This is a genomic window from Vibrio plantisponsor (assembly GCF_013041605.1).
GTDB classification, from domain to species: Bacteria; Pseudomonadota; Gammaproteobacteria; order Enterobacterales; family Vibrionaceae; genus Vibrio; species Vibrio plantisponsor.
This window is the reverse complement of record NZ_JABEQC010000001.1, coordinates 95,443-108,609: the sequence shown is the minus strand read 5'-3', so window position 1 is coordinate 108,609 and position 13,167 is coordinate 95,443. Positions and strand designations below refer to the sequence as shown.

Annotated in this window: 12 protein-coding genes; 4 read left to right on the top strand and 8 right to left on the bottom strand. The window is 42.9% G+C overall.

The window, feature by feature from the left end:
• Positions 1-383 precede the first annotated feature (383 nt).
• From dgcA to HKI82_RS00530, 5 genes are all read right to left on the bottom strand, one after another.
• On the bottom strand, positions 384-1,367 hold the full coding sequence (gene dgcA, locus HKI82_RS00550) for an N-acetyl-D-Glu racemase DgcA (protein ID WP_171136871.1): 984 nt from the start codon (positions 1,365-1,367) through the stop codon (positions 384-386).
• Complete coding sequence (gene dgcN, locus HKI82_RS00545; protein ID WP_171136870.1) at positions 1,360-2,382, bottom strand: N-acetyltransferase DgcN; 1,023 nt, start codon at positions 2,380-2,382, stop codon at positions 1,360-1,362. Before dgcN ends, dgcA begins: the two co-directional genes overlap by 8 nt.
• Positions 2,383-2,458: 76 nt before the next feature.
• The gene (locus HKI82_RS00540) at positions 2,459-3,178 is read right to left on the bottom strand and encodes an ABC transporter permease (protein WP_171136869.1); all 720 of its coding nucleotides are present in this window, start codon (positions 3,176-3,178) and stop codon (positions 2,459-2,461) included.
• A gap of 10 nt (positions 3,179-3,188) precedes the next feature.
• Positions 3,189-3,905, bottom strand: coding sequence for an ABC transporter permease (locus HKI82_RS00535; RefSeq protein WP_171136868.1), 717 nt, complete (start codon positions 3,903-3,905; stop codon positions 3,189-3,191).
• Positions 3,906-4,008: 103 nt separating this feature from the next.
• Positions 4,009-4,788 (bottom strand): transporter substrate-binding domain-containing protein, encoded by a 780-nt coding sequence (locus HKI82_RS00530; protein WP_102941854.1) that lies wholly within the window; start codon positions 4,786-4,788, stop codon positions 4,009-4,011.
• Between the two features lie 140 nt (positions 4,789-4,928).
• Between HKI82_RS00530 and HKI82_RS00525 the strand changes: the two genes are divergently transcribed.
• Positions 4,929-5,876: a LysR family transcriptional regulator gene (locus HKI82_RS00525; RefSeq protein WP_171136867.1), complete on the top strand. Its 948-nt coding sequence runs from the start codon at positions 4,929-4,931 to the stop codon at positions 5,874-5,876.
• Here HKI82_RS00525 and HKI82_RS00520 read toward each other — a convergent pair.
• A complete protein-coding gene (locus HKI82_RS00520; RefSeq protein WP_171136866.1) occupies positions 5,868-7,784 on the bottom strand; it encodes a sensor domain-containing diguanylate cyclase in 1,917 nt (638 codons plus the stop codon). The genes HKI82_RS00525 and HKI82_RS00520 overlap by 9 nt on opposite strands.
• 309 nt (positions 7,785-8,093) lie before the next feature.
• Between HKI82_RS00520 and HKI82_RS00515 the strand changes: the two genes are divergently transcribed.
• Entirely contained in the window at positions 8,094-9,821 is a 1,728-nt protein-coding gene (locus tag HKI82_RS00515; RefSeq protein ID WP_171136865.1) for a GGDEF domain-containing protein, read from the top strand.
• A 55-nt stretch (positions 9,822-9,876) separates the two neighbouring features.
• Here the strand turns inward: HKI82_RS00515 and HKI82_RS00510 are convergent, their stop codons facing one another.
• Positions 9,877-10,188, bottom strand: coding sequence for a hypothetical protein (locus HKI82_RS00510; RefSeq protein ID WP_102941858.1), 312 nt, complete (start codon positions 10,186-10,188; stop codon positions 9,877-9,879).
• A gap of 205 nt (positions 10,189-10,393) precedes the next feature.
• Positions 10,394-10,687 (bottom strand): D-fructose-6-phosphate amidotransferase, encoded by a 294-nt coding sequence (locus HKI82_RS00505; protein ID WP_171136864.1) that lies wholly within the window; start codon positions 10,685-10,687, stop codon positions 10,394-10,396.
• Between the two features lie 506 nt (positions 10,688-11,193).
• Here HKI82_RS00505 and HKI82_RS00500 point away from each other — a divergent pair.
• Both HKI82_RS00500 and HKI82_RS00495 read left to right on the top strand, forming a co-directional pair.
• Positions 11,194-12,036: a class I SAM-dependent methyltransferase gene (locus HKI82_RS00500; RefSeq protein WP_171136863.1), complete on the top strand. Its 843-nt coding sequence runs from the start codon at positions 11,194-11,196 to the stop codon at positions 12,034-12,036.
• A gap of 490 nt (positions 12,037-12,526) precedes the next feature.
• Positions 12,527-13,078: a sugar O-acetyltransferase gene (locus HKI82_RS00495; RefSeq protein ID WP_171136862.1), complete on the top strand. Its 552-nt coding sequence runs from the start codon at positions 12,527-12,529 to the stop codon at positions 13,076-13,078.
• Positions 13,079-13,167: the final 89 nt, after the last annotated feature.

Below are 13,167 nucleotides of genomic sequence, written 5' to 3'. Positions count from 1 at the left end.
TTTGTTTGTTGAATGATTTTACCGCACAAAATTATTAAAGGCATAATTAAAAACTAACAAATGAAACAAATTGGAAACAATTTCAGTGTGTGAATTGTTTTTAAGATTATGAAATTAATACAAAATTTAGTTAAACGATTTTTATTGGAAGTGCTGATTTTGAGGGCTTTTATCCGGATAGTATCCGATTGACTATAAATATAATAAATGTGAATTAATATTTAATTGTGTTGGTGGGTTTAAAGATAGTTCATTAAATTTTATTTTGAAGTTTGAACTCTAAAAATAAAAACGCCCACCAGTTGGCGAGCGTTAGGATATTAAAGCAGAGCTTAGTGCAGATGCAGATAGTTCAGTAGCAGATAGTTCAGCAGATTACAGAACTACCCCCAAACTGCTTGGTTAGGCTCAACTTGGCTTTGATGATAATGGAGAGACGGAGAGCGATCTTTCGACAGCAGTAGCGGCCCGTCGATATCGACCCAGCGAGCTTGTTGAGCCAAAAGCAGGGCAGGAGCCATCGCCAGTGATGTTCCAATCATACAACCGACCATGATTTCAAAACCCATATCTTGTGCGTCTTTAAGCAAGTCTAACGCTTCTGTCATACCGCCCGTTTTATCAAGCTTGATGTTGACGGCTTGATAACGCCCTTTCAATTTAGCTAGTGACGAGCGGTCGATACAGGATTCATCTGCGGTAATTGGCAGCTCTGGCGTGATGGTTTCCAACAGATGTTCTTCTTGATCGTTTAACGGTTGTTCCACCATTTCTACGCCAAGTTTGGCAAGTTCCGGCAAGTAAGTTTTTAGCTGTTCAAAGCTCCAGCCTGTGTTGGCATCTATAACCAAACGTACATTGGGTGCAGCTTCACGAACCGCTTTCACGCGTTCTAAATCACCTTCACGGCCAAGTTTCAGTTTCAGAATGGGGCGGTCTTTTTGCGCCGCCGCCGCTTTAGCCATTTTTTCCGGCGTATCTAAAGAAAGCGTAAATACTGTGGTGACTTGCTTGGGTGCCTCTTTAAAGCCAGCCATTTGCCATGCCGACTGTTTGTTCTGCTTAGCTTCAAGTTCGAACAAAGCGCAGTCAATCGCGTTGCGAGCTGCGCCTGCGGGCATCACTTCGCGAAGTTTATCGCGGCTAATACCCGATTCCACTTCAGATTTGAACGCTTCAACCATAGCCAGAACGTCGGGATATTCAGGCTCGAATACATCCATACGCTCACATTCACCGCGACCGACACAACCAGATTCTTCGACTTCCACAACAACCACTTCACCGTGCAGCATCGGAGCCATACGAGAGATGACAAAAGGTTCATGCAGTGGCCACTGTTCAACCTTGATCGACATCTTACGCATAACAAACCTCTTCAAGCTGATCGACAATTGATGCGACACCTGTGCGGACTGGGTCGACAACAGGCACACCGAACTGTTTCTCTACTCGTGCGATCTCTGCCAATGCTTGTTCTTGGTTGAGATTTACAGTGTTAAGAGCAATGCCGCCTAAACGGATATTTGGATTGGTGACGCGACCCATAGTGAGGTTGATGTCGATAACGGTTTGCAGATCTGGAACAGTAAAGCCAGGCATTTCGTCCATTTGAACACGGCCAGCTTCGTGACACACTATGATGACATCAGCCTGAGCGCCATGAAGCAGCCCTAAACTTACGCCAGCATAGGCTGGGTGTAGCAGGGAACCTTGACCTTCGATAATGTCCCAATGTTCTGGCGCGTTATCTGGCGTTAGTGTCTCTACCATGCCAGAGATAAAATCAGACACAACCGCATCAACGGGTACACCATTTCCTTCAATCAGAATACCGGTTTGACCTGTTGCACGGAAAGTTGCTGGAATGCCGCGTTTTTCCATTTCACGATGGATAGCGAGCGTAGTAAACATTTTGCCAACACAGCAGTCTGTACCTACGCTGAGTAATCTTTTGCCCGAACGAGGAAGGCCAGTACCACACACCATTTTGCCCTGAGGAACTCGCACATCAAGCAGCTTTTGGCCTGTACGTTCTGCCGCTTCAACTAAACGTGGAATATCGTTCAGTCTCATGTGCAAACCGCTTGCGATATCTAAACCAGCTTCCATTGCTTCAATCAGCAGATCCAGCCACTCTTCTGGCAGTGTCCCACCCACAGGTGCTAAGCCAAGAATAAAGGTTTTTGCGCCGCAAGCCGCCGCTTCGCGAGGATTCATTTCAGGTAAGCCCAAATCGGCTTTAGCGCCAGCGAGGCGATATTGAGCAAGGCACTTTTCAGGACGCCAGTGTGCGACGCCTTTCGCGACTTTCGCCATAAGAAGATCATTAGCGTCACCAAGAAATACTAAATAAGGTGTTTTTAGTTCAATTGTATTCATCGTATAAATCCTTGTTCAGATAATGCGAATCCCCAAGAGCTGTGCCCCTGTAGACGTTTGTTTGTTGATATCAAAGTTAATTTGTTGCTGTTTGAAGTACGGGTTTATTCGGTGATCGTTGGATCTGATGTCGATACAGATAACGTTCAGCGTAGCGCCAAGCGATGACAAAGCTGGTGGTGATCACCAGATACATCAAAGCCGCGAGAAAATAGGTTGATATATCGAATGTCTGGGAAAACGCTCGACGCGTCTGACCCATTAAGTCCATTACCGTAATGACACTCGCGACAGCGCCTCCTTTGAGCATCAAAATGCATTCATTACCTAATGCCGGAAAGGCAATTCGGTAGGCGAGGGGTAACACTATGTGTCGATACAGCAGGCTGTTGTTCATTCCCATCGATTTGGCGGCTTCAATTTCACCCGCATCTACTGATTGAATGGCACCGCGCATAATTTCAGTTTGATACGCCAGAGAGTTGAGCGTGAATGTGAGTAACGCACAGTTCATCGGATCTCTAAAGAATTGCCACAATCCCATTTCCATTAGAAATGGTCGGAACTGACCAGACCCATAGTAAACCAAAAACAGCTGAGCAATCAGCGGCGTGCCGCGAAAGAAGGAAATAAACACCTGCACAGGCACGCGGCAAACAGCGGACTTTTGAATTCGCAAAATAGACATAGGTAAGGCAAGGATTGCAGCGATAACCACAGACACAACGGTAATCTTAATGGTCATCCATGCGCCACTAAGGAGCATAGGGGAGAATTTTTCAATAAACTCTAGCATCGTCCTTTCCTCAACGGCTTACGCGGATACCACGTTTAGAGTGGGTTTCCATGGTTGATAACAAACGCTCGCAACAAGCGCATATGGCCCAATAAACCAAACAGATAGTCAGGTAAAACAGAAACGGTTTCTTGGTCGCACCAACGGCTATGTTGGCGGCTCGCATTAAGTCGTTCAAAGCAATCACCGAAACGAGTGCAGTGTCTTTGAGTAAGTTAATCCACAGATTGCCTAAGCCCGGTAAAGCAAGGCGTAATAATTGTGGTCGTTCAATGTGCCAGAAAATCTGCCAAGGACTCATCGACAATGAATAGCCTGCTTCTCGTTGTCCTTTGTCCATGGCTTTCCAGGCTCCGCGCAATACCTCGGCTGCATAGCTGCTGAAAACCAGTCCCAGTGCAATCACACCTGCACCAAAAGGGTTTAACTCAAAAAAGCTGTTACTTGGGTCAAGCCATTTCAGTGTTTTGTTAATCAGTAACCCAACACCGTGGTAGATGATGAACAGCGTAAGCAGCTCGGGAAGACCTCTCAACACAGTGGTATAGGTGGTTGCAAACCAACGATGAGCAGGTCTAATGCTGACGGACAAAGCCGCAACGCCAGTTCCAATCACCATACCAACGGGTAGAGCACAGAGTGCAAGTCCCAGCGTTATGGCTAAGCCTTTCAGTAATTCATCTCCCCAACCTTGGTCACCAAAACTGAGATACATCAGATATTCCATTACACGTGTCTCTTTGAGTTATTGTTTCGCAATGGTTTGGGTGGCGTACTACCACCCATGACGTTGTTACTAAATAGCGATTTGCCTATTGATATTTTGGGTCTTACTGAAGCGTTAAAAGGTTGATTGAGAAGAACTCATCATTAATTTTCTTATACGTGCCGTCTGCGATGATGTTTTCCAGAGCCTGATTCAAGCGCTTTAGTAACTCTTCATCTTCTTTGCGCAGCGCCATTCCCACGCCGTCGCCCACATATGTGCGGTCAGTAATTAAGTTGCCCGCTTTTTGACAGCAAGAGCCGTCTTCAGAGTTTATCCAATCTGTCATGGGCATAATGTCACCAGCTTGTGCATCAATACGGCCGCTTGCCAAATCAAGGTTTACAGCATCTTGCGTTGGATAAAGGCGAATTTCAGAATCTGGGTATTGAGCAAGAAGGTATTCCGCCTGAGTAGTAGAGCTTTGAGCACCGATGATCATGCCTTTCATTGCAGCAGGAGAGACATCTTTGATGCCGGAATTCTTATCAACAACGAAAGTCATTGCTGATGCTTGGTATGGCGCGCTGAAAGAGACCTGCTTTTTGCGCTCATCAGTAATAAACATTGAAGCCAGAATCACATCGTATTTACCTGCAAGCAGCGCTGGAATAATGCCGTCCCAATCTTGTGCGACAAACTCACACTCAATTTTCATGTTGGCGCACAACGCTTTGCCAATTTCGATATCAAAACCCGCTAGCTGACCGTCCGCGGTGTAATAGTTAAATGGAGGGTAAGCGCCTTCGGTGCCAATTTTTAACGTTTCGGCTGCCGCACCAGTAGAAGCAAGAAGGGCGATGCCTGAAGCCAGTAAAGTGCTGAGTAATTTTGCTTTTGCCATTGTGATGTCCTTTTCGTAATGGTTGCAGATTGGAATTGTTGTTTATTGAGTATGTGCAAAGTTAGCTAATGTCCATAATGATAAATAAATATGATATACATAGCCTCTCGCTATGGATAAGACAGGAAAAGGACAATGAGATGCTGAATGCTAAAGACCGACTACTTCGTAATCTGGATTGGAATTTGCTCTATACCTTTTTAACGATTGTGAATGAAGGAGGGATTAGCGCTGCTGCCCGTCGACTATCCTTGAGCCAACCAAGTGTGAGTAACGCTCTTAAGCGATTAGAAGATCATTTGGATAAGCGCCTTATCTTGCGTAAGAAAGGCGTATTCACCCTCACTTTGCATGGAATGCGCGTGTATGAATATGTCTCTTCCGTTGGTCGTATTGTCGGAACCATGGCCGATCAGTTTGTTGACCAGACTGATAACATTCAAGGTGAGCTAACTATCGAAATCGCAAGCCACCTTCAATGTCCGGCTTATGATGTGACGCTGGCTCAGTACCACGGATTGTTTCCTAACGTGATTTTCAACGTTAATACTTTCCCCAGCGCAGATATTGTTAACCATGTGGCGGAAGGTGTTCTGCATATTGGCCTTAGCAACAAGAAAATAGCTAAGACAGGCGTCAGGTGTGATTTTCTTGGTTATGAGCAGATGGGTTTCTACTGTGGGCGAGCACACCCGTGTTTCGGCAGGCATGATCTAACGTTGGAAGACATTCGTGGTTTGCCTTACATCTCTTTTGAAAGTGACCAACCAGGTGAGGGCTTAGATGCGATTGCCCAGTTCCGTGACCAGCAACAGTTCTGGGGTAAGCTTGTGGCGGTGTCTTCCAACCTTGAAGAAGTCAGACGCATGATTATGGCAGGAATTGGTTTCGGTGCATTAACGGTTGAAAGCGCGAAGCCGTTTGTTGCTCAGGAACTTTTATGGCCGTTGCCGCCGTATGAGTCACTGCCTGTCACCGATATGTATTTGGTTACCCCAGATACAGTGAGTTTGAATGAAATTGAGTCCAAATTCATTCAGATGTTAAAGCAGAACACACAGGCATTGGTGAGACGAAACTTAAGCTAGTTCTTTGAATACTTCTACTCGGTTTCGTCCTAGATGTTTGGCGCTATATAGCGCCTTATCGGCACGTTCGAGTACCTTATTGATGTCTGTATCCAGAGCATTGATGGTAGTAATGCCCATGCTGGCGGTACAGTGAATGACGCTGTGATCTAATACCACTGGGCATTCTTCTATCCGCTTACGTATGCGGTTAGTGAAGTGTACCGACATCTCGGCGGTGGTTCCGGTCAGTATCAGGCCAAACTCTTCACCACCTAAACGCCCCACGGAGTCTACTTTACGAATTTCATCACTGAGAATATTGGCAACTGAGACCAGTACTTTATCGCCTGCACCGTGACCGTATGTGTCATTGACCGTCTTGAAGTTGTCCAAATCAATAAAGATAACAGTGACAGCGTCACATTGTTTGCGATGATATCTTTCCATTTCGGTCTCAAGTCGCTCCATAAATACTCTGCGTGTTGGCAGTTGGGTTAGAGCGTCAGTCGTGGCGAGTTTGTGAAGCTCCCTTTCCAGACGTAAACGATCAGTGATATCACGCGACGAAGCATAGAAGCAGCGACCGTCAGCAGTCCTTATCCACTTGGCATTAATTTCCACATCAATAATGGTTCCATCTTTTCTACGATGTTGGGTTTCGAACTTTCTGGCTTCAGTGCCAAAGCTTGCCATCGTTTCAGCAATTTCTTCAGGTTTCAGTTTCGCTTCCCAGTCGCGCATGTTCAGTTTTGACATCTCTTCTTCGCTGTAGCCAAGCAATTCTGCAAAGGAATGGCTAAAAGCTACGATGTTGCCGCCTTTGTCGAGAATATGTATGCCATCACTCGCCATTTCCATATAGAGTTTATTTGTTTGGTTGAGGTTATTGATTCGTAAGTTGAGATCCATCAGCTTCTCAATATAGTTGCCGCGATTGGCGTAATCGGTGAAAAACTTGCTTAATACACTGGCAAAGATGAAGCCAAAAACAACGGTAATAAATAAGGTGATTCCCGAACTGTATAAAAAACTCTTGTGAGACATGGACGCCTGCAAGTGTGAGTAAGTGCTATTGAGAGAAAGAATCAGAATTAATTTCTGAGGAATTGGTAGATTGAGCTTTCTAGAGTAAATATTTGAATTTCTATAAGTGTCGTTGTTCAATAACTGGTTAAAATCCGGAATATCTTGATTAATATTTTTGCTGCCTGTATATCGGCTCCATTCTCTGCTTTTATCGTAGTGAAGCAGTATTTCACCGTCGCTATCCACCAATATTGAATTATATAAAGGCGCATTGGCGAAGGTGTCGAATAGCGGCTTAAGGAAATAATTCACAATTAAAATGCCGGAGAAGGTGTCTTTATCAGAAAGGGGCATTACCGCGCGCAGTGTCGGTTTGTAAGGTATTTCAACCCGTCCATTGTCTTCATTCAAATCAAGGTTTGAAAACCAGATTTGCTCGGGCTTTTTCTCAATAGAGTCGTAAAAAAAGTAACGATGAGACTTATTTTGTAGCTTACTGAGTTCAACAATTTTGGCCTCGTCACCCAGCTGGTCTCTGTCGATTCTCACCACTTCCATTCCGCTTTTGTCGATATAGCGGATTTTCATAATATCTTGCTGGCTTACCGCGAAGGTGAGTGCCAATTGTTCAAAATCCTTCTTAGCTGTCTCGGGGCTGATTAAAAACTGATTGAAAGACTGACTCGTTCTAATCGCGTGAATGGTGTTTTCAGAGTCAGCAAAGAAGTTAGCGAGCAAATTCTCTCTTTCTTTGGTTTTTTGATTGGCGTTGGTTAAAGCGATGGTTTCTGTTTGGCCTGTGAAAAGCAGTTCTCTAGTCAAAAATTCGGTTGCGATAATGATCGTCCCAAAAGATATTAGGATAAAAATGAGTTTTGGAAGGCTTTTATGTAAGCGCATGCATCATTTCCGTTTCCCCTAGTCCTTTAAAGATAGACAGAAATTAAGTCGTTGTTTGTTTGAAATGCGTTTTTATCTCATAGCGAATATTTAATCTATGTCGAATAACACATCTCTATAGAGAAAATAGGTTAGTTGACGCCTATAACTATGTCGTAGATTCCACTTTTGCTCAGCGCTATTCCGATATTAGGTGTAATAGGCAATTAACGGATGATTTTTTTCTCTTACATCTGATATTGTTTTATTAGCGTTGGCTAAAACTCTAGATATAACGTTGCAAAGATTAAAACTTCACTGGAGAAGGGAATGAAGTTAAAGCCTCAGTTTATGTTAGTTACTGCTCTAGTGTTTATTGTCACGGCTGGCGCAGTATCGTGGTTAGTTCGAACACTCGCTGAGGGAATCATTGAGCAGTGGGCTCCGCGTTATATTACAAAACAAACTCTTTATGATAAGAGCCGTACGCTTCAGCCGATCTTGCGTGAGCTGGCGCTTTCTCGTCAGCTTGCTACTTCTAATACTATTAAACAGTGGGCTCGTTCTCCTCAAAATGAATCTCTGCAAGCTATTGCGCTTGATGAGTTGGAAAACTATCGCCAGAATTTTCAGGACAAAAGCTACTTTGTTGCTTTGCTGAGTAATGGACACTACTACCACAACAATGCGCTAGATGAGTTTCGTGGTAAGGAGTTTCGCTACATATTGGACCCAAGCAAGCAAGAAGACAGTTGGTTTTACAACCTAATCGAACAGAAACGCGACATCCATATCAACGTAAACCCTGATGTTGAGTTAGGCATTACTAAGCTGTGGATCGATGTATTGATTAAAGATGGTGAAGACATACTCGGCATGGTTGGAACGGGGTTGGACTTAACGACCTTCTTAAACAGCGTAGTGGAAGAGGTTGAGCCGGGAATACACAGCTTCTTTATCGATCATGCGGGAGCGATTCAGCTTCATCGCGACAAAGCGATGATTGATTTCGGCTCGGTGATGAAATCGAAAACTGATCACAAAGCCATTGATCTTATTTTTGACAATAAAAATGACTTGGATGTGATCTACCAGTTGATGCATGAGTTAGAGTCGGGTGACACACAAGTCGTTACCACTTTTGTTGATATGCATGGGTCTCGTCAATTAGTGGGCTTGGTCTATTTGCCTGAAATAGACTGGTACAAAATAACCCTGATAGACCTGAGCATCTTCCTTCCCGTCTCGCACTTCACCAAAATAGTGGTTGTGTTTATTGCTACGCTATTGATTGCCCTGATGCTAATGAACTTGGTGCTAAATCGTTTGGTGTTAAACCCAATCAGTGAGCTAGATAAAGCGTTGGTATTGTTTGAGAAAGGGCAGAATCCGAAGTCAGAAATTACCAATCGTAGAAGAGGTGAGTTAGGACGAGTGATCAACCATTTCATTCAGATGGCTGATGCCGTTTTGCAATCAAAACGAGATCTTGAACTTAAAGTACAAGAAAGAACCGCAGAGCTAGAAAGGCTCACACAAATAGACCCGTTAACAGAACTGTATAATCGACGTGGTATGGCTGAGCAAATTGAAGCAAGCCTGAATCGCGCTGAACGCGAAGACCTACCACTAGGTTTGCTGTGGATTGATATCGACTGGTTTAAAGATATCAATGATACCTATGGTCACTCTGCGGGTGATGAATCATTGAAAGCGATAGCGGAAGTGATTCGCGAAACCATTCGTTCTTATGATATGGCGGCTCGTTGGGGTGGCGACGAGTTTCTGGTACTGCTGGTCAATGTGGATGAGAGTGAGCTTGCTCAATTGGCAGAGCGTCTATGTCTACAAATCTCTCACCATGAGTTCTCTGACCGTTTCTCAATCAGCGTGAGTATTGGCGGTTCTATGTACGTAAAAGGGCAAAACATCGACACCTTATTACAAAATGCCGACCAAGCCTTGTATAAAGCCAAAGACAACGGCAGGAACGGCTTCTATATCAATCAAATAAAAGCATTGGGTACTAATGGTATTCACGATGAAAGTAACATTTAAAACGAACTCACAGCCTAAGCAAAGTATTTAACTTTGATGTCTCTGGGTTTGCAGATTAAGGCCAAGCCCGTTTCTTTGCTCCAACATTCGCTTTAATCATATCCATGGTTTTTTTCGATTGCTCTTCAATCGATTTCAAGCTTTTCGTTACAGAGTTTTGGAACTCTGCTTTGCCAGAGTCAAACTGCTCAGCAGGCGGTGCTGAAGGGGATTTCAACTGATGTACAAGTTGTACTAATTGTTTGTTTTGCCCTTCGAGCGCTTTGACCTGAGCGGTGAGTTCTCTGAGCATTCCGCTTTGCTCTCGGATCTTGGATTCAATGCTATTAAAAGCTTGAAGGATTTGCCCTATGTTTTGTTCTGCCATCAAGATATCCATATTCGATGTACCGACATAGCTAAAGTATAGGCAAAGCTTTTTGCTTAACGAGTGGATTATTGGTCGATGTTAACAAATTTGTTAATTAACGTTGGTGACAAACACTAAGCAATCTACCGACTTGCTATAAGGCTCTTGTTGAATAAAAAGAGGCGTTTTCGTGTCGGTAGAGTAGCTGGAAAAGAAATGGTTTCTATAAGTTAGGGCTGTACAAGTAATGCTCACTCTTACTTTTTGACAACAGATAGTCTTCAACCGCCTTGACGATATCGGGACGGTTTATGTATTTGCCAATAAAGTAGGGTGGTACAAAGAATATCAAGAGGTAAAAAGATTCATCAATGAATTGATTCGCAATCACCACTTCATGATTAAAGTAAGCAAACAGTGCTAATACATCTAGCAACAAGTAGAGCCCACATAACACTACGGACATAATCAGCAAAAGCCCGAGCAGGTTTCTTAAAATCACTTTAGATGTTGTCATTTTTAATCCCTCAAAAATTTAACAAGGTCTAACGTACTCCTATTTGTGTGATTGGTTTCTTGATATGAATCAAGTTTCTTTTTCTGTTCGCGAAAATTAAGTTTTCTTATCTCGTAGCAATACTGAAATGAGCAGGGGAAGAACGACTAGCTAAGGGCTAGAAATGGCTTGATTTTAAAATGAAGGAGGCATATTATGCGCACGTTTTTATGCGCTTAGGCGCATTGATTTTATGCCACCAGGAGAGAACAATCCGGAGTAACTAGACCTTAGTTTAAGGCGGCGATTCTGGAGACTAGATAAATTCATTACAGAATATCAGAACACCAATAAGCTCGACGCTCTTTTTGTCGAGAAGTTATATACCATATACGTATAGTTATGGGTGTGCCTGCTGTTTTGTAAAGGTCTATCTAGATGATGATTTCTTTCGCATGGCATACCAGCCCCCTCACTAAGCTAGCCTTTATAATCAGTTACGCACCTCCATATTTTTAGGAGGCGGCATGCTAATTGAGCATGATACAAAAATTCAACTTTGCGAGTTTTCTCAACGGTTGGGTTTGATGACACCACAAAAAAAACATGAATCCGATAAAGCCAGAAAGGTTGAACAAATAATTGCTTTTTTGGAAGTTATCCACTCTCAAGTAAGAAAATATTCCAAGAAAAGGGAGCTAGTGTTTGTCGATAGCGGCGCTGGCAATTGTTATCTCAGCTTTATGGTGTACTACTACTATACTTACGTAGTGCAAAGGCCTGTTCGAATCCACTGTATTGATATTAATGAAGCACTAATGAACAAGAATCGCAATTTGGCCGAGAGACTTGGCTTCGAGCGAATGCATTTTCATACTGCAGATATTGAACAATACACACATTGCGGCCCCATAGATGTTGCATATTCTCTTCATGCGTGTGATGTAGCTACAGACAAAGCAATGTTTCTTGGTCTCAAAAACAATGCTAAGCACATACTTTCCGTTTCTTGTTGCCAGCACAGCGTCAAAAACAAAATGCAATCTTATGAGAACACAAAAGGATTAACGAAGCATAGTGTAATTAAAGATCGGCTTCTATACGTTGTGCTTGATTCAATGAGGGCATTGCTATTAGAAATGCAATCTTATGATGTAGACGTTATCGAATTCGTATCCAGTCGTGCAACCGACAAGAATCTGATGGTTAGAGCTCATAAAAAGCAACTAGTAGAATCTGAAGCGATTTATTCACAGTATAGACGCCTTCGCAATGCCTACAATCTCAGACCTTATTTGGAAGGAAGGTTAGTTCAACTTGGTTTGGTTGCGTCTTTCGACCAAGTACCAGAACAACTGCCGGTTAAATAAACAGTTTTAATGGTGCGATATTTATCGACTGTTACTTAATACTTTTCTGGAAATAAATAAGGATGCATATACGAAAGCTTAATAACCTCTTAAAGAAAATTTGTATTAATAACTCTTGTGCACCGCGTACTTCTGTTCTTACTTGTAGGGATGTTGTTAACTAAATACAGATTACTTCAGTTGTAACAGGGAGAGCGCATGGAGCTCTCCCTGTTAGGAACAAACATCCATATGTGTTGTTCTCCTTAACTATGACATTCCATACCTTATCTAGCGTCAACTTATCTACTCAGTATCAGTTTTTGTCCTCGGTTTCCCTATCTTTCTAAATTGCCAGTTGTGTCACCGCTTTGATGTCTGATTATCAAGGCGAACACTTTTTGATTACCAGTTGAAGTGCCAGTAAAACAGCCGCATCATGGGTAAATCAAAAGAGGTTAGAAGCCGTCTTGAGAGCATCGTGAGTCATTTGGTAGTGGAGTCCAAATTTATGTCAGAGAAAGAAAAAATGTTATCTGGTGAGCTTTATGACCCAAGTGATGATGAGTTATTAAAGCTTAGATTGAAAGCTAGATTACTCACAGAGGAATTGAATACAACCTCTGTTGAGTTTCGATGTAAACGCGTTGAAATAATTAAGAGCTTGTTTGGTACCACTGGCGAAAATATCTATATTGAGTCTACTTTCAATTGTGATTACGGCTCGAACATTCATGTTGGAGATAATTTCTATGCCAATTTCGGTTGCGTGATTTTGGATGTTGCAGAAGTAAAATTTGGTAAGAACTGTCTACTCGCACCTCAAGTCGGAATTTATACCGCGACACATTCACTGGATCCAGTAGAGAGAAACAGTGGTTTAGAACTAGCACGTCCAATAACTATCGGTGACAACTGTTGGATAGGTGGTAATGCGGTTATCAATCCAGGTGTAACCCTTGGCGACAATGTAGTCGTAGCCTCTGGTGCAGTAGTAACCAAGAGTTTTGGCGATAACGTTGTAATTGGTGGCAATCCAGCAAAAGTGCTAAAAGAAATCTGAAAACGGTCATAATTTATTTATAACAAGTGTTCACGGTTTCACTATACTTTTAAACGTTTAGAACTACACATCTAAATCGTTAATCCACG